At 74.1% G+C, this 16528-nt stretch carries 18 protein-coding genes; 9 read left to right on the top strand and 9 right to left on the bottom strand.

The features are described 5' to 3' along the window. Positions 1 to 184 precede the first annotated feature (184 nt). Positions 185 to 1540 (top strand): glycoside hydrolase family 10-like protein, encoded by a 1356-nt coding sequence (locus E4U91_RS06815; RefSeq protein ID WP_137305992.1) that lies wholly within the window; start codon positions 185 to 187, stop codon positions 1538 to 1540. Here E4U91_RS06815 and E4U91_RS06810 read toward each other — a convergent pair. Beyond that, positions 1479 to 1682 carry a DUF1918 domain-containing protein gene (locus E4U91_RS06810; protein ID WP_137305991.1) on the bottom strand — a complete coding sequence of 68 codons (204 nt, stop codon included), beginning with the start codon at positions 1680 to 1682 and terminating at the stop codon, positions 1479 to 1481. The two genes, E4U91_RS06815 and E4U91_RS06810, sit on opposite strands and share 62 nt — an antisense overlap. Positions 1683 to 1750: 68 nt before the next feature. Continuing rightward, on the bottom strand, positions 1751 to 2668 hold the full coding sequence (locus E4U91_RS06805) for a DMT family transporter (RefSeq protein ID WP_137305990.1): 918 nt from the start codon (positions 2666 to 2668) through the stop codon (positions 1751 to 1753). Here E4U91_RS06805 and E4U91_RS06800 point away from each other — a divergent pair. The 3 genes from E4U91_RS06800 (at position 2667) to E4U91_RS06790 (ending at position 5293) form a co-directional block, all read left to right on the top strand. Next, positions 2667 to 4148 carry an aminotransferase-like domain-containing protein gene (locus tag E4U91_RS06800; RefSeq protein ID WP_137305989.1) on the top strand — a complete coding sequence of 494 codons (1482 nt, stop codon included), beginning with the start codon at positions 2667 to 2669 and terminating at the stop codon, positions 4146 to 4148. The two genes, E4U91_RS06805 and E4U91_RS06800, sit on opposite strands and share 2 nt — an antisense overlap. Next, the gene (locus E4U91_RS06795; RefSeq protein ID WP_137305988.1) at positions 4145 to 4615 is read left to right on the top strand and encodes a GNAT family N-acetyltransferase; all 471 of its coding nucleotides are present in this window, start codon (positions 4145 to 4147) and stop codon (positions 4613 to 4615) included. Before E4U91_RS06800 ends, E4U91_RS06795 begins: the two co-directional genes overlap by 4 nt. An 84-nt stretch (positions 4616 to 4699) precedes the next feature. Beyond that, positions 4700 to 5293, top strand: coding sequence for a histidine phosphatase family protein (locus E4U91_RS06790; RefSeq protein WP_137305987.1), 594 nt, complete (start codon positions 4700 to 4702; stop codon positions 5291 to 5293). Between the two features lie 4 nt (positions 5294 to 5297). Here the strand turns inward: E4U91_RS06790 and E4U91_RS06785 are convergent, their stop codons facing one another. Beyond that, positions 5298 to 5762 carry a DUF6314 family protein gene (locus E4U91_RS06785; protein WP_137305986.1) on the bottom strand — a complete coding sequence of 155 codons (465 nt, stop codon included), beginning with the start codon at positions 5760 to 5762 and terminating at the stop codon, positions 5298 to 5300. Then, positions 5759 to 6286: a hypothetical protein gene (locus E4U91_RS06780; protein ID WP_137305985.1), complete on the bottom strand. Its 528-nt coding sequence runs from the start codon at positions 6284 to 6286 to the stop codon at positions 5759 to 5761. The genes E4U91_RS06785 and E4U91_RS06780 overlap by 4 nt, the downstream gene beginning before the upstream one ends. 113 nt (positions 6287 to 6399) lie before the next feature. On the opposite strand from E4U91_RS06780, the gene argC reads away from it, so the two are divergent. The 5 genes from argC to E4U91_RS06755 are packed head-to-tail and all read left to right on the top strand — an operon-like array spanning position 6400 to position 11239. Then, positions 6400 to 7428, top strand: a complete 1029-nt coding sequence (gene argC, locus E4U91_RS06775; RefSeq protein WP_137305984.1) for an N-acetyl-gamma-glutamyl-phosphate reductase — start codon at positions 6400 to 6402, stop codon at positions 7426 to 7428. Beyond that, positions 7425 to 8576: a bifunctional glutamate N-acetyltransferase/amino-acid acetyltransferase ArgJ gene (gene argJ / locus E4U91_RS06770; protein WP_137305983.1), complete on the top strand. Its 1152-nt coding sequence runs from the start codon at positions 7425 to 7427 to the stop codon at positions 8574 to 8576. The genes argC and argJ overlap by 4 nt, the downstream gene beginning before the upstream one ends. Then, on the top strand, positions 8573 to 9487 hold the full coding sequence (gene argB / locus E4U91_RS06765) for an acetylglutamate kinase (protein ID WP_137305982.1): 915 nt from the start codon (positions 8573 to 8575) through the stop codon (positions 9485 to 9487). Before argJ ends, argB begins: the two co-directional genes overlap by 4 nt. Further along, positions 9484 to 10683, top strand: coding sequence for an acetylornithine transaminase (locus E4U91_RS06760; RefSeq protein WP_137305981.1), 1200 nt, complete (start codon positions 9484 to 9486; stop codon positions 10681 to 10683). Before argB ends, E4U91_RS06760 begins: the two co-directional genes overlap by 4 nt. Before the next feature lie 7 nt (positions 10684 to 10690). After that, a complete protein-coding gene (locus E4U91_RS06755) occupies positions 10691 to 11239 on the top strand; it encodes an arginine repressor (RefSeq protein ID WP_137305980.1) in 549 nt (182 codons plus the stop codon). A gap of 162 nt (positions 11240 to 11401) precedes the next feature. On the opposite strand, the gene E4U91_RS06750 is transcribed toward E4U91_RS06755, so the two are convergent. The 5 genes from E4U91_RS06750 to E4U91_RS06730 form a co-directional block, all read right to left on the bottom strand. Beyond that, positions 11402 to 12193, bottom strand: a complete 792-nt coding sequence (locus E4U91_RS06750; protein WP_137310700.1) for an FAD:protein FMN transferase — start codon at positions 12191 to 12193, stop codon at positions 11402 to 11404. 4 nt (positions 12194 to 12197) lie between these two features. Next, complete coding sequence (locus tag E4U91_RS06745) at positions 12198 to 12983, bottom strand: FMN-binding protein (protein ID WP_174867762.1); 786 nt, start codon at positions 12981 to 12983, stop codon at positions 12198 to 12200. Positions 12984 to 13062: 79 nt separating this feature from the next. Beyond that, positions 13063 to 14445 (bottom strand): ferredoxin reductase family protein, encoded by a 1383-nt coding sequence (locus E4U91_RS06740; protein WP_168218074.1) that lies wholly within the window; start codon positions 14443 to 14445, stop codon positions 13063 to 13065. A gap of 75 nt (positions 14446 to 14520) precedes the next feature. Continuing rightward, on the bottom strand, positions 14521 to 15036 hold the full coding sequence (locus E4U91_RS06735) for an FMN-binding protein (protein WP_137305979.1): 516 nt from the start codon (positions 15034 to 15036) through the stop codon (positions 14521 to 14523). 6 nt (positions 15037 to 15042) lie between these two features. After that, positions 15043 to 16398, bottom strand: a complete 1356-nt coding sequence (locus E4U91_RS06730) for a ferredoxin reductase family protein (protein WP_137305978.1) — start codon at positions 16396 to 16398, stop codon at positions 15043 to 15045. Positions 16399 to 16528: the final 130 nt, after the last annotated feature.

Raw genomic sequence — 16528 nt, 5'->3', positions numbered from 1 at the left:
TTGCTGCGGTTTGCCGCATTCGCTGCGTCTCCGGCCGTCCCGCGGGTCTCCCGGTACGGCGCCCTGCTCCGATCGTGCACGTTACTAGCAAGTATCGATGATCGATCGCCGGGGTGGGGGCATGCTGGGCGCCGACGCGATCCGTGACCGCACGGATCCACCGAGTTCTCGGGGGCGTGTGCCCATGGGGAATCCGACCCGGCGGGCGTTCACACTGGCCGCACTGGCCGCCGTCACCACGACCGGAGCGGCCGGCACCGGCACGGCCGCCGCAGCGTCGGCCAGGACCGGCACGGCGGCCGCGCCGACCGACACCGGCACGGCCGCCGCCGCGGGCCGCCATCGGGCGGGGCCGGCCGAGATGCGCGGCATGTGGCTGGCCACCGTCGCCAACCGCGACTGGCCCTCCCGCCCCGGCCTGAGCGCCGCCCGCCAGCGCGACGAACTGCTCACCTGGCTCGACCTGGCCGTCCGCAACCGCCTCAACACCGTCATGTTCCAGGTCCGGCCCACCGCCGACGCCCTGTGGCCGTCGTCGTACGAGCCCTGGTCGCAGGTGCTCACCGGCACCCAGGGCGAGTCGCCCGGCTGGGACCCGCTGGGCACCGCCGTCGCGGAGGCCCACGCCCGCGGCCTGGAGCTGCACGCCTGGTTCAACCCGTACCGCGTGGCGACCCACTCCGACCTCGGCAGGCTGGTCCCCACCCACCCCGCGCGCCTGCACCCCGAGTGGGTCGTGCCGTACGGCGGGAAGCTGTACTACAACCCGGGGCTGCCCGAGGTCCGCGCCTTCGTGCAGGACGCGATGCTGGACGCGGTCCGCCGCTACCCGCTCGACGCCGTCCACTTCGACGACTACTTCTACCCCTACCCGGTGGCCGGCCAGACCTTCGACGACGACGCCGCCTACGACGCCCACGGCGGCGGCCACCCCAGCCGGGCCGCCTGGCGGCGGTCCAACATCGACCTGCTGGTGCTGGAGACGGCCGGCCGGATCAAGGCGATCCGCCCCACGACCCAGTTCGGGATCAGCCCCTTCGGCGTGTGGCGCAACGCCTCCACCGACCCGCTCGGCTCCGACACCCGAGCCCTGCAGTCGTACGACGACGTCTACGCCGACACGCGCAGGTGGGTCCGCGAGGGCTGGATCGACTACCTCGTGCCCCAGCTGTACTGGAACATCGGGCTGGCCGCGGCCGACTACGCGAAGCTCGTGCCCTGGTGGGCGGACGTGGCGCGGGGCAGCCGCACCCGGCTGTACCTCGGCGAGGCCCTGTACAAGGCGGGCGACCCCGCGCAGCCCGCCGCCTGGCAGGATCCGGCCGAGCTGTCGGCCCACCTGACCCTGGCCGCCCGGTACCCGCAGGTGCGCGGGCACGTCTTCTTCGCCGCCGGGGACGTGGCGGCGGACCGCGTCGGAGCGATGGCGCGGGTGGTGGCCGACCACTACACCCTGCCGGCCGCCGCCCCGCGCAGCCCTATGGGTGCTGGTGTGCCTGCTCCGGGTGCCGGACCTCGCAGTCGGGGCCCGGTGACATGACGGCCTCGTGGCCGTTCGGGAAGCGGACGCGGTAGGGCGGGGTGCCCGCCGTGCCCATCACCTCGACGACTTCCGAGACCTGGTCGTGCTGACCGACCACCCTGCCGTGCTGGACGAGCTGGTCGCCCACCGATGCGTGCATCTGCCGGCCCTCCTCACGTCTGCGGCGCCGGGTGCCGCCCGGGAACCCGGCGAGCGCGCCCCGGCCGCTCAGCCGCGGGCCCGCTGGGTGACGGCGATGCAGACGAGCACCGCCGCGGCCGTCAGCGGGGCGGCGGGCGTCAGGTGCTCGCCGAGCAGCAGCACCGACCACACCAGTGTGAGCAGCGGCTGGGCCAGCTGCAACTGGCTGGCCTTCGGGATGCCGATGGCGGCCATCCCCCGGTACCAGACGACCAGCCCGAGGAACTGCGAGCCGGCCGCGACCCACAGCAGCCCGGCCACGCTGTGCCCGGTCAGCGCCACCGGCTCGTACGCCAGCGCCACCGCGGCGGCGGGCACGGACAGCGGCAGGCACAGCACCAGCGCCCAGCCGATGACCCGCCAGCCGGGCATCACCCGGGCCAGCCGGCCGCCCTCGGTGTAGCCGGCCGCGCACACCAGCAGCGCCCCGAACAGGTACAGGTCGGCGGTGCTCAGGGCGCCGCCGCTCTGCTGCACGGTGAACGCCACCACCGCGCCCGCGCCCGCCAGGGCCGCCAGCCAGAAGGTGCGCGAGGGGCGGGTGCCCATCCGCAGGGCGGAGAAGAGCGCGGTGGTCAGCGGCAGCAGCCCGACCACCACGGCCGCGTGCGCCGTGGTGGAGGTCCGCAGCGCCAGCGTGGTCAGCATCGGGAAGCCGATCACGACCCCGGCGGCCACCACCGCGAGCCCCGCCCAGTGGCGCCGGGCGGGGACCGGGGCCCCGACCGCGAGCAGGCAGCCGCCGGCGATCAGGGCGGCCAGCACACTGCGCACGGCGACCAGGCTCCACGGCCCGAAGCCCTCCAGGCCCCACGCGGTGGCGGGGAACGTCAGGGAGAAGGCGACGACACCGAGCGCCGCCTGGAGGGTGCCGGCGGAGCGGGGCGCCGCCGGAGTGCTGACTGCTATCGGGGCCGGAGCGATAGCGCTACTCTGTGTCTTCATGCATGAGCGTAGCAGTGTGGCTGACCTGGCGAACCAGCTGCGTCAGGAACTGGACCGCTACTCGCCGGGTGGAAAGCTCCCGTCGAGCCGGGCCCTCGTCGACCGCTTCCGGGTGAGCCCCGTGACCGTCTCCCGGGCGCTGGCCCAGCTGGCCGCCGAAGGACTGGTGGTCACCCGGCCCGGCGCGGGCGCCTTCCGCGCGCGCCCCCGTCCGGCCACGGCGCCCGTCGGGGACACCTCCTGGCAGGAGGTCGCGCTGAGCGCCGACGGCGCCGCCGACCTCGTACCGCGCTCGGTGGACGCCGACGGCGTCACCGTGTCGCTGGCCGCACCGCCGCCCGGGGTGACCGAGTTCAACGGCGGCTACCTGCACCCCTCCCTCCAGCCCGAGCGCGCCATGGCGGCGGCACTGGCCCGGGCCGGCCGGCGGCCCGGGGCATGGGGGAGGCCGCCCATGGAAGGGCTGCCGGAGCTGCGCGAATGGTTCGCGCGGACCATCGGCGGCTCGGTGACCGCCGCCGAGGTGCTGGTCGCCGCGGGCGGGCAGTCGGCGCTCACCACCGCCCTGCGCGCGCTCGCCCCGCCCGGCGCGCCGGTCCTGGTCGAGTCGCCGACCTACCCCGGCATGCTCGCCATCGCCCGCTCGGCGGGGCTGCGCCCGGTCCCGGTGCCGGTCGACGCGGACGGGGTGCGGCCCGCGCTGCTCGCCGACGCCCTCCACGCCACCGGGGCCCGGGTCCTCGTCTGCCAGCCGCTGTTCCAGAACCCCACCGGCGCGGTCCTCGCCCCGGCCCGCCGCGCCGAGGTCCTGCGCATCGCGCGCGAGGCGGGCGCCTTCGTCGTCGAGGACGACTTCGTGCGCCGGCTCGCCCACGAGGACGCCGGACCGCTGCCCCGCCCGCTGGTGGCCGACGACCCCGACGGAGTCGTCGTCCACGTCGGGTCCCTGACCAAGGCCACCTCGCCGAGCTTCCGGGTCAGCGCCCTGGTCGCCCGCGGTCCCGTGCTCCAACGACTGCGGGCCATCCAGGTCGTGGACACGTTCTTCGTGCCGCGGCCGCTCCAGGAGGCCGCGCTGGAACTCGTCGGCTCGCCGGCCTGGCCCCGCCACCTGCGCGCCATCGCCACCGCGCTGAAGTCCCGCCGCGACACCATGACCGCGGCCCTCGCCCTGCACCTGCCCGAACTCGCCCTGCCGCACGTCCCGTCCGGCGGCTACCACCTGTGGCTGCGGCTGCCGGACGGCACCGACGAGTCCGCCGTCACCGCGGCCGCCCTGCGCGCCGGCGTCGCCCTCACCCCGGGCCGGCCCTACTTCAGCGCCGAACCCCCGGCCCCCCACCTGCGGCTGAGCTTCGCCGCCGTCGCGGGGGAGGGCGAGATCACCGAGGGCGTACGACGGCTGCGCGCGGCCTGCGACGAGGCGCTGCCGCAAACCGTTCGACACGACCGGTCCGCCCCTGAGAGGTTCCAGCCATGACCGACACCCCGCCGCTCGCCGACGGCTACGAGATCTCCACCGACCCCGCCCGCCTCGACGCCGAGCGCGTCCACCACTGGCTGTCCACCGACGCGTACTGGGCGATCGGGCGCGACCGGGACAAGCAGGACCGGGCCATCGCCGGGTCGCTGAACTACGGCGTGTACGACACGGCGTCCGGTGAGCAGGTGGCGTACGCGCGCGTGGTGACCGACCGGGCGACCTTCGCCTGGCTGTGCGACGTCTACGTGGACCGGTCCGTGCGCGGCAAGGGCATCGGCACGGCCCTCGTCACCGCGATACGCGACGAGATGGTCCCGCTCGGGCTGCGCCGGATGCTGCTCGCCACGCACGACGCGCACGAGGTGTACCGGAAGGTGGGCTTCGCGCCGCTGGAGGTGCCGGAGCGGTGGATGGCGCTGGTCTTCGAGCCGCCCGTTTCCGGAGGGATGCCGGGCTCGTCCTGACTGACGGGTAAGTTTTCGGGCACCTTCGGTGAATGCGCGCGAACAAGCCTTGACCTGCCCAGTTCGCGGGCAGACCATCCACGCATGGCTCTTCGGGTGACGTTCGTCGCCGCCGCGCGCAGCACCCCCGCGCTGGCGGAGCGCTTCCAGGACGACCGGCCGCTGGACCAGGCGGGCTGGGAGGAGGTGCAGCGCGCCGCCGGCGGGCTGATCCCGCTCGCCGCGGCCGAGCTGCGCTACTGCTCGCCGACCCCGCGCAGCCGCGCGACGGGGGACGCCCTCGGGTACGCCCCGCTGGTGCAGCTCGCCCTGCGCGACTGCGACATGGGCCGCTGGCAGGGCCTCACCCTCGGCGAGGCGATGGCCCGTGAGCCGGAGGCGGTGGACGCCTGGCTGGCCGACCCGCGCTCCGCCCCGCACGGCGGCGAGCCGCTGCTCGCGTTCATCGCACGGGTCGGCGGCTGGCTCGACACCCGGCCGGTGGAGGACGGCGGCCGGATCGTCGCCGTCGCGGAACCCTCGGTGATCCGCGCCGCCCTGGTCTACGCGCTGATGGCACCCCCGGCGACGTACTGGAACCTCGACGTGCGCCCCCTGTCGACGACCACGGTCACGGGCCGGGGCGGCCGGTGGAACCTGCGGTTCGACGGGGTGGCGGGGGAGGCGTTGCGGACGTAGAACCTCAGTGGGCCGGCGGGTCCTCGTCGCGGGTGTAGTCCGTCGTCAGCAGCAGGTCCTTGGCCGGGCCGCGCACCCGCCACACCGTGCGCCAGCGGTCGGCGTCCAGGACGGTGAACTCGCCGCGGTACAGGTCGGCCGAGCACGGGTGGTCGGCGACGTGGCGCCCGCGGGTCAGGTCCAGGTCGTGGAAGAACCGGCCGTCGGCGAAGCGCACGTCGGCGGTGCCGGGCACCGGGCCGGGCAGGAAGCGCAGGGTGCGCTCGGCGGGCCGCGCGACCGACCGCCAGGTGAAGGTGCCGCGCTCGTGGTGCAGCAGCCCGCCCCCGTCCTCCGCCGACGGCCGGAACACGGTGGCCCCCTCGAACGCGCCCACGTCACCGCTCGCCAGATCCCGAACCGACCGCCGCACCCGCCAGCCACCGGCCAGATAGGCCAGGGCGTCGGGAACCGGCCAGAACTCGTTCATCGCCACTCGCTCCCCAGTCCCGTTCCGTACGCCTCACCGCGCGAGCCCCGGCAGAACAGACACCCGTCGAAATGTGCCACGGAACTCAGCACCCGGTGCCGCACGCAACACCCGAGCTCCGACAGGTCGGGCAGGACGTCGCGGGCGGGCTCGGTCTCCGGGGGCTCGAAGGCCGTCACGACCTCGCGGAACCGCCGGAGGTACGCCAGGGCGTGCGGCGGTTCGTAGCCGAGCAGCTCCCACCGGTACCGCCGGCCCGCCAGACCGATCGCCCGCAGCACGAACTGCTTGGCCGCGTCCCGCTGCGCAGCTGTCCGGCCCCAGTGGACCTCCGCGAGGTCGAATCCGACCGCTCCCCGCCCCATGAGCTCCTGGTCCTGCAGCGCGACCAGCCCGCCGAACCGGTACTCCCACGGACACCGGGCGAGCCCGGACACGGCGAGCAGCAACACCTCGACGAAGACGTCGGTCCCTCCATTGGATACGTACAGCTGGTCGTCCCCGGCGCCGAAGGTGTTGCCCATGGCGGTCCAGGCTAGACGGCGGCATGGCGGACGGAGGTCCCCGCATACCCATCCACCCGCATTGCATAAACGTACATGGCAACGTATAGTCATGCCATCCAAGAGGAGGAGCAATGGCGGTACGTGCGGCAGTGGCCGGGGCGAGTGGGTATGCGGGGGGTGAGGTGCTGCGGCTGCTGCTCTCGCATCCCGGGGTGGAGATCGGCGCCCTGACCGGCAATTCCAACGCGGGCCAGACGCTCGGCGCGCTCCAGCCGCACCTGCTGCCATTGGCCGGGCGGGTGCTGGAGGAGACCACCGCCGAGGTGCTCGCCGGGCACGACGTCGTCTTCCTCGCCCTGCCGCACGGCCAGTCCGCCGCCGTCGCCGAGCAGCTCGGCCCCGACGTGCTGGTCATCGACATGGGCGCCGACTTCCGCCTGCGGGACGCGGCCGACTGGGAGCGGTTCTACGGCTCCGCCCACGCCGGCACCTGGCCCTACGGCCTCCCCGAACTGCCGGGCGGTCGCGCCGCGCTGGAGGGGTCCAAGCGCATCGCGGTCCCCGGTTGCTACCCCACCGCCGCCACCCTCGCCCTCTTCCCCGCCTACGCGGCCGGGCTCGCCGAGGCCGAGGCCGTGATCGTCGCCGCGTCCGGCACCTCCGGCGCCGGCAAGGCACCCAAGCCGCACCTGCTGGGCAGCGAGGTCATGGGCTCCATGTCGCCGTACGGCGTCGGCGGCGGCCACCGGCACACCCCCGAGATGATCCAGAACCTCAGCGGCGTCGCGGGGGAGCGGATCGCCGTTTCCTTCACGCCGACCCTCGCCCCGATGTCCCGCGGCATCCTCGCCACGTGCAGCGCCAAGGCCGCCCCGGGCGTCACCGCGGACACCCTGCGCGCCGCCTACGAGAAGGCCTACGCCGACGAGCCGTTCGTCCACCTCCTGCCCGAGGGACAGTGGCCCGCCACGGCGTCCGTCCACGGTTCCAACGCCGTTCAGGTGCAGGTCGCGTACGACGCCGCGGTGCACCGCATCATCGCCATCAGCGCCCTCGACAACCTCACCAAGGGCACGGCGGGCGGCGCCGTCCAGAGCATGAACATCGCCCTGGGTCTCGACGAGACCACGGGGCTTACGACGATCGGAGTCGCACCGTGAGCGTCACGGCAGCCAAGGGATTCACGGCGGCGGGCATCGCCGCCGGGATCAAGGAGAACGGCAACCCCGACCTGGCCCTCGTGGTCAACGTCGGGCCGCGCCGCGCCGCCGCCGGCGTCTTCACCTCCAACCGCGTCAAGGCCGCCCCGGTCCTGTGGTCCGAGCAGGTCCTCAAGGGCGGCCAGGTCTCCGCGGTCGTCCTCAACTCCGGTGGCGCCAACGCCTGCACCGGCCCCAAGGGCTTCCAGGACACCCACGCCACCGCCGAGAAGACCGCCGAGGTGCTCGGCCGCGGCGCCATCGAGGTCGCCGTCTGCTCCACCGGCCTGATCGGCGTGCTGCTGCCCATGGACAAGCTGCTCGCGGGCGTCGAGACCGCCGCCGCGCAGCTGTCCGAGCACGGCGGCGAGAAGGCCGCCATCGCCATCAAGACCACCGACACCGTCCACAAGACGTCCGTCGTCACCAAGGACGGCTGGACCGTCGGCGGCATGGCGAAGGGCGCGGGCATGCTCGCGCCGGGCCTCGCCACCATGCTCGTCGTCCTCACCACCGACGCCGACCTCGGCAGCGAGACCCTCGACGAGGCGCTGCGCGCCGCCACCCGGGTCACCTTCGACCGCGTCGACTCCGACGGCTGCATGTCCACCAACGACACGGTGCTGCTGCTCGCCTCGGGAGCCTCCGGGATCACCCCGCAGTACGCGGAGTTCGCCGACGCCGTACGGGCCGTCTGCGACGACCTCGGCCAGCAGCTGATCCGCGACGCCGAGGGCGCCAGCAAGGACATCAAGGTCGAGGTGATCAACGCGGCCAGCGAGGACGACGCCGTGGAGGTGGGCCGTTCCATCGCCCGCAACAACCTCCTCAAGTGCGCCATCCACGGCGAGGACCCCAACTGGGGCCGTGTGCTCTCCGCGATCGGCACCACCCGCGCCGCCTTCGCACCGGACCGGCTGAACGTCGCCATCAACGGCGTCTGGGTCTGCAAGGACGGCGGTGTCGGCGAGGACCGCGAGAAGGTCGACATGCGCTACCGCGAGGTGCACATCGTCGCCGACCTCGCCGCCGGCTCCGAGACCGCGACCATCTGGACCAACGACCTGACCGCCGACTACGTCCACGAGAACAGCGCCTACTCCTCATGACACCCACGCGAAAGCACACCGCGCTGCCCAAGGCGCAGATCCTCATCGAGGCGCTGCCCTGGCTGACCCGGCACAACGGCAAGACCGTCGTCATCAAGTTCGGCGGCAACGCCATGGTCGACGAGGAGCTGAAGGCCGCGTTCGCGCAGGACGTCGTCTTCCTGCACCACGCCGGCCTGAAACCGGTCGTCGTGCACGGCGGCGGCCCGCAGATCAGCGCCGCCCTCGACCAGCACGGCATCGTCAGCGAGTTCAGGGCGGGCCTGCGCGTCACCACCGAGGACGCCATGGACGTCGTACGCATGGTGCTGGCCGGACGGGTCCAGCGCGAGCTGGTCAACCTGCTCAACCAGCACGGGCCGCTCGCCGTCGGACTCACCGGCGAGGACGCGCACACCATCACCGCCACCAAGCACCAGCCCCGGATCGACGGCGAGTTGGTCGACATCGGGCGGGTCGGCGAGATCACCGACATCGACACGGGCGCCATCGAGGCCCTGCTCGCCGACGGCCGCATCCCGGTCGTCTCCTCGATCGCCCGCAGCCAGGACGACAGTGGTGCGGGACATGTCTACAACGTCAATGCTGATACGGCGGCTGCGGCACTCGCTGCTGCTCTGGGCGCCGAAACCCTCATGGTCCTCACGGACGTCGAGGGACTCTACGAGGACTGGCCGCACTCCGACGAGGTGATCAGCCGCCTCACCGCGTCCCAACTGGAGAAGCTGCTGCCGGACCTGAGCTCCGGCATGGTCCCGAAGATGGAGGGCTGCCTGCACGCCGTCCGCAACGGGGTGCACACCGCCCGCGTCATCGACGGCCGGGTCCCGCACTCGATCCTGCTGGAGATCTTCACCGACGAGGGCATCGGCACGATGGTCGTGCCCGACGAGCACGAGGGGGAGTCGTGAGCAACGAGGAACTGACCACCCGGTGGCAGGGCGCGCTCATGAACAACTACGGCACGCCCAGGCTGCCGTTGGTCCGCGGGGCGGGCACCCGGGTGTGGGACGCCGGGGACCGCGCGTACCTCGACTTCGTCGGCGGCATCGCCACCAACGCCCTCGGCCACGCCCACCCGGCGATCGTCGAGGCCGTCAGCACGCAGATCGCGTCCCTCGGGCACATCTCCAACTTCTTCATGGCCGAGCCGACCGTCGCCCTCGCCGAACGGCTCCTCCACCTCTTCGGCCGCGACGGCCGGGTGTTCTTCTGCAACTCCGGCGCCGAGGCCAACGAGGCCGCCTTCAAGATCGGCCGGCTGACCGGGCGCACCCACATGGTCGCCACCGAGGGCGGCTTCCACGGCCGCACGATGGGCGCCCTCGCGCTCACCGGACAGCCCGCCAAGCAGGCCCCGTTCCTGCCCCTGCCCGCCGACGTCACCCACGTGCCGTACGGCGACGCGCAGGCCCTCGCGGCCGCGGTCACCGAGGAGACCGCCCTCGTCGTCATCGAGCCCATCCAGGGCGAGAACGGCGTCGTCGTGCCCCCGGCCGGCTACCTCAAGGCCGCCCGGGCGATCACGGCGGCCACCGGCGCGCTGCTCGTCCTCGACGAGGTGCAGACCGGCGTCGGGCGCACCGGGTCCTGGTTCGCCTACCAGGCCCACGAGGGCGTGCTGCCCGACGTGGTCACCCTGGCCAAGCAGCTCGGCGGCGGCCTGCCGCTGGGCGCGACCGTCGCCTTCGGCCGGGCCGCGGACCTGCTGCAACCGGGCCAGCACGGTACGACGTTCGGCGGCAACCCCGTCGCCTGCGCCGCCGGGCTCGCCGTCCTGGACACCATCGCCTCCGAAGGGCTGCTGGAGAACGTCAAGCGGCAGGGCGAGAGGTTGCGCGAGGGGATCGAGGCGCTGAATCACCGGTTGATCGACCATGTCCGGGGCGCGGGCCTGCTCCTGGGTATCGTGCTCACCGAGCCGCTCGCGCCCCAGGTGCAGCAGGCGGCTCAGGAGGCCGGGTTCCTGGTGAACGCGCCCGCCGCCGACGTCGTACGGCTGATGCCGCCGCTGAACCTCGGCGACGACGAGGTGGAGGCGCTTCTGCGGGCGCTGCCCGGCATCCTCGACGCAAGTGCGCACGGGGACGGACGAGCCGGAGAATGAGACGACGATGAGCCAGGCGCAGGACGACCACGGGCACCCGGATGCGGCCGGCCCGGCCGTGCCGCAGACCCGCACCGCACGCCACCGCCGGATCGTGGACATCCTCAACCGGCAACCGGTGCGGTCGCAGAGCCAGTTGGCGAAGCTGCTGGCCGACGACGGGCTGAGCGTCACCCAGGCGACGCTGTCGCGGGACCTGGACGAGCTGAACGCGGTGAAGATCCGCAACACCGACGGCGAGCTCATCTACGCGGTGCCCAGCGAGGGCGGCTTCCGCACCCCGCGGGCCCCGCTCGGGGAGTCGGCCAAGGAGGAGCGGATGCGCCGCCTCTCCTCGGAACTCCTGATCTCCGCGGAGGCCTCGGCCAACCTCGTCGTCCTGCGCACCCCGCCGGGCGCCGCCCAGTTCCTCGCCTCGGCGATCGACCAGGCCGAACTGCACGACATCCTGGGCACGATCGCCGGCGACGACACCCTGCTGCTCATCAGCCGCAACCCGACCGGGGGGCAGGCCCTGGCGGACCACTTGCTTCGCTTGGCCCAGAACGGCCACTGACGCCGGTGCCCGGCTCAGCGAGCGGTCACGGTGGTCGGGCGGCTGCGGGCGCGTGGGGGCTGGTCGCGCAGTTCCCCGCGCCCCTGGGGGTCTAGGGGTGGTGACGGTGGTCGGGCGGCTGCGGGCGCGTGGGGGCTGGTCGCGCAGTTCCCCGCGCCCCTTTCAGCCGAGCCGCGCCGCCAACCCCCCGGTGCACCGCACCTCGTCCCCCGCCGTGATCAGCAGGGCCTCCGTGTCAGGGAGGGAGTCCAGCCAGGTCAGGCCCGCGCGGGAGCCCATTGCGAAGGCTGCCGTGGCCCAGCAGTCCGCCCAGGTCAGGCGGGGGGCGACCACCGTCACGGCCACCAGGTCCGTGACCGCGGAGCGGCCCGAGCGGGGGTCCACGATGTGGGCGCCCCGCTCCGCCGTGCCGGACGTGGCCACCGCCAGCTCGGACACCCCCGCCGCCGAGATGACGGCCGCCAGGCCGCCCGGCCGCAGCGGGTCCGCGACGCCGACCCGCCAGGGCCGGCCGGGCGCGGGCACACCCAGCAACTGGACGTCGCCGCCCCCGTTGACGCTGACCCCGCACACCCCGGGAACCTCCGCGAGCAGCCGCGCGGCGCGCTCCGCGGCCCAGCCCTTCACGATCCCGGTCGGGTCCAGCCGCCCCTGGTAGCGCAGGCTGAACCACCCGTCGCTCGTCCGCTCCGCCCGCGCCCCGAGCTCCAGTACCTCGGCCACCTCGGGAGCGCAGTCGGCGACGGCCAGTTCCCCGCGCGCCAGCCGGGACACCTCGCTGTCGTCGCGGTAGGTGCTGAACACCTCGTCCACCCGGTGCAGCCCCGCGACCGCCGCGTCCAGCGCCCGGCGCACCGCCCCGGGCTCCCCGCCGCGCACGTCGAAGGAGAAGACCGTCCCCATGACGTCCTCCGCGTGCCGCACCGCCACGGGCGCCCCGGCCGGCTCGGTCACCGTGTCAGCCACCGGCCCGGTCCAGCGCGGACTGGAGCGACTTCTTGTAGCCCTCGCTGGTGTACGTGGCCCCGGAGACCGAGTCGATGTCCGCGCTGCCCGCCGCGACGGCCTCCCGGTTGAGCCGCGGGACGGCCAGCGCGGTCTTCTGGTCGCTCTCCCCGCCCTTGGGCGCCTGCACCGCCTCCGCCGCGGTGATCCGCCCGCCGCTTACGGTGACACGAACCTGGACGGGACCGTACTGCGTCTGCGCCACCGCACCGGTCACGGTCCGCGCCGCCCCGGCCGCCGCCCCACCCGCGCCCTGCGAGGCCGGGGCCGACGGCGCGGGCGCGGGCGCCGCCTTCGCCTTGTCGATCGCCGACTGAAGGGACTGGCGGTAGCCCGCGCTGGTGTACGTCGCCCCGGACACCGCGTCGATGTCCGCGCCCTGCGCGGCGACCGCCTCCCGGTTCAGCCTGGGCACCGCGTCGGCGGTGACGGAGTCGCTCCGGCCGCCCTTGGGCGCCTGGACGGCCTCCGCCTTGGTGATCTTCCCGCCCGCGACGGTCAGCCGGACCTGCACGACGCCGTACTGGGTCTGCGCCGCGTCCCCGGTGACCGTGGAGCCCGCGGCGGCACCGGCCCCGCCCTGGGCCGACTCCTGCACCGCACCTGGGGCCCCCGGGGCCGCGCCCGCCGCCGCGGACGCCGGGTCGGACCCGGGCTTCAGCGACAGCAGCAGCACGATCCCGGACACGGTGGCGGCGGTCGTGAGCACGACGCGCCGGATCGGGTGGCTCTTCCTCATCTGTTCCCAAGCTCCTGGTTCCGCGGGTTCGGCGAGTCCTGCGGGGTCCGCAGTCCGCGTGCGAAGGCCGTTGCGGCGCTCACATCTCGAACGACTCGTGGTGGATGCGGCGGGCCGGCACCCCGGCGCCGCGCAGCGCGTCGTACACCGACTGGGCGAAGCCCGCCGGGCCGCACATGAAGACGTCGTGGTGGTCGATGTCCGGGATCTTGCGCTGCAGCGACTCCGCCGAGATGTCGGGCCGCTCCCCGTCCGGGCTGTTCACCGCGTACATCAGCCGCGCCCCGCGCTCGTCGGCGATCTTCGCCAGCTCGTCCCACAGGGCCAGGTCCTGCGTGCTGTTGGCCCGGTACAGCAGCGTGATGTCCCCGGCCGCGCCCGGCAGCGTCTCGAACAGCGCCCGCATCGGGGTGATGCCCACCCCGCCGGCCACCAGCAGCACCTTGCCGCGGCTGCGCCGGGAGGCGGTCAGGGCGCCGTACGGGCCCTCGGCCCACACGCGCGTGCCCGGGGCCAGCTCGCGCAGGGCGGCGCTGTGGTCGCCGATCGCCTTGACCGTGATGCGCAGCAGGTCCGGGCGGGGCGCCGCCGACAGCGAGTACGGGTGGGAGCTGAAGCGCATCCCCGGCGCGAGGAACCGCCACCGGAAGAACTGCCCCGCCTCCGCGCCCATCCGGTGCAGCTTGCGCCCGCCGATCAGCACGGACACGATCCCGGGCGTCTCCTCGATGACCGCCTCGACCCGCATGCGGTGGCGCAGGTTCAGCCGGATCGGGGTGAGGATCCGGTACCACAGGACCAGCGCGGTGACCGTGCCGTACAGCGCGTACCAGGCGGTCCTGGCGGCCGGTTCGACGGCGAAGTCGTTGCCGGTGGTGATCTGGTGCCAGAACGTCAGGAACACCGCGGCGTACGTCATCAGGTGCACGTGGTACCAGGTGTCGTACGGCATCCGCCGGCGCACCCCGCCCGCGGAGACCAGCCCGATGAGGACCAGCAGGCCGGTGCCGATGGCCGCCTTGCCCATGTCCGGCAGCTGGTTGATGGAGTCGACCGTCTGCTGGACGATGTCGCCGAGCGACTTGCCGGCCTGCAGCGCGTACCCCCACATGATGAGGAACACGTGCGCCACCACCAGGCAGAGCGTGTACCGGCCGCTCATCGCGTGCCAGCGCGCCACCCGGTCGGAGCCGACCCGCCGCTCCAGCGCGGGCACCCGCGCCATCTGCAGGACGACCAGGGCCATCAGGTAGCCGGCCAGCAGTCCGGTGATCCGGCCCGCGTTGAGGATGCGGCTGTTGTCGTCCGCGATGGACGGGGTGTTGGCCCACCACAGCCACAGCACGCCCGCCGCGCCCGCCCACACGGCGATCAGCAGCGGGACGGCGGGGGAGCGGCGCGGGCGGATGCGGCGCATCGTCTGGCGGCGGGCGGCACGTCCGCCTGCGATCGTGGTGGTCACGGTTCCTCCGGGGGACTTGACCCTTGGCCCACAGATACGTGCCGCGACGACGGAGTGTTCAGCGCGCCGCCGGGGTCACAGGCCCGCCGCATCCAGCGCGGACTGGAGTGACTCGCGGTAACCGTCACTCGTGTACGTCGCTCCCGACACGGTGTCGATGTCCGCGCCCTGCGCCCGCAGGGCCTCGCTGCGCAACTCGGGGAGGGCGTAGGAGTTGATCTGCTGGTCGCGCGGGTTGTCCTGCGGGTACGTGACCGCCGTGACGTCCGTGAGCCTTCCGTCCGCCACGGTGACGCGGACCTGGACCGGGCCCCAACGGGTCTGCACCGACTCGCCGGTGACGGTCCGCGTGCCGGACGCGCTCCCCCCGCCGGGCCCGGTCGACCCCGATCCGCTCGACCCCGATCCGCTCGACCCGGACCCGCCGGACGCGCCCGCACCCACGCTGCTCGACGGCGCGGGCGCCGGTGCCGCCGCCGGCTCCGGCAGGCCGTGGGGCTTCAGCGACAGCAGCAGGACGAAGGCCGACACGGTGCCGGCGCTCGCCAGCACCACCCGGCGCAGCGGACGGCTCTTCCTCAACGGGTGCACGGTGCCTCACAGTTCGAACGACTCGTGGTGGATCCGCCGGTCCGGCACACCGGCGGCGCGCAACGCCTCGTACACGTCCCGGGCGAAGCCGTGCGGGCCGCAGACGTAGACGTCGCGGCCGGGCAGGTCCGGGACGGCCGCGCGCAGCGACGCGGCGGTGAGCGCGGGGCGCCGGCCGTGCTCGTCGTTGAGCGCGTACAGCACCCGCGCGCCGCGCCATCGGGCGATCGCCTCCAGCTCGCCGCCCAGCGCCAGGTCCTCGGCGCCGTGCGCCCGGTAGAGCAGGGTGACCTCGCCGGGCAGCGTCTCGAACAGCGCCCGCAGCGGGGTGATGCCGACGCCCGCCGCGATCAGCAGGACCTTCGGCGAGGTCTGCCGGCCGGCGGTCAGCGAGCCGTACGGGCCCTCCGCCCACACGCGCGTCCCGGGCCGCAGCAGCGCCACGGCCGCACTGTGGCCGCCGAGCGCCTTCACCGTGATCCGCAGCAGGTCCCCGCGCGGTGGCGCCGACAGCGAATACGGCGTCGACGTCCAGCCCAGCCGGGCGCCGAGGAAGCGCCAGCGGAAGAACTGCCCGGCCCGCGCGTCCAGCCGGTCCAGGTGCCGCCCCCGCACGACGACCGAGTACACGCCCGGCGCCTCCGGGTGAACCGACTCCACCCGCAGCCGGTGCCGCAGGTTGAGCCGGACCGGCACCAGCACCCGGAACCACAGCACCAGCGCGGCGACGCCGAGGTACAGCGCGTACCAGGCGGCCGTGGCCACGGGCCGGCCGTTCAGGTCGTCGCCCAGGGCCAGTTGGTGGCCGAACGCCAGGAACACCGCGGCGTAGGTGAGCAGGTGGACGTAGTACCAGAACTCGTAGCCGGTACGGCGGCGCACCGCGCGCACCGAGGTGACGCCGACCGCGAGGAGGACCACCGTGCCGGCGGTGGCCTTGAGCATCTCGGGGTAGTCCAGGACGACGGTCAGCGCCTCGGCGACCAGCGAGCGGTGGTCCTGGGCCGCGTACCCGGCGAGGACCAGCACGACGTGCGCCACCAGCAGGCAGACCGTGTAGCGGCCCGCCCCCGCGTGCCAGCGGGCCACCCGGTCCGAGCCGATCCGCCGCTCCAGCAGCGGCACCCGCGCCATCAGGCCCACGAGCACCGCGCACGCGTACCCGCACAGCAGCCCCGCGATCCGCCCGGCCCCGGTGAGCCAGCCGGCCGCGCCGACCACCGAGGCGGTGTCCGCCCACCACAGCGCGACCACGGCCGCCGCCCCGGCCCACAGCGCGGCCAGCAGCGGGCCGGCGGGGGAGCGCGGCCGCCCGGCGGCCCGGGGAGGGGCCGTCGGTCGTCGCTCGTACACGGTCGTCATGGGCGGGTCCTTTCGCCTCGTCGCCCGCCACTGTGCGGGCCGAACCTCTGAGCGGGCTCTGAGCGGCCGGTCCGCGCGCGGACTCAGAGGAAACTCAGAGCCGCCCGAGAGGATCCGGGCGCCGTGCAGG

The organism is Streptomyces lasalocidi (genome assembly GCF_005280215.1).
Classification (GTDB): domain Bacteria; phylum Actinomycetota; class Actinomycetes; order Streptomycetales; family Streptomycetaceae; genus Streptomyces; species Streptomyces longwoodensis.
This window is presented reverse-complemented; position numbering and strand designations above follow the sequence as displayed.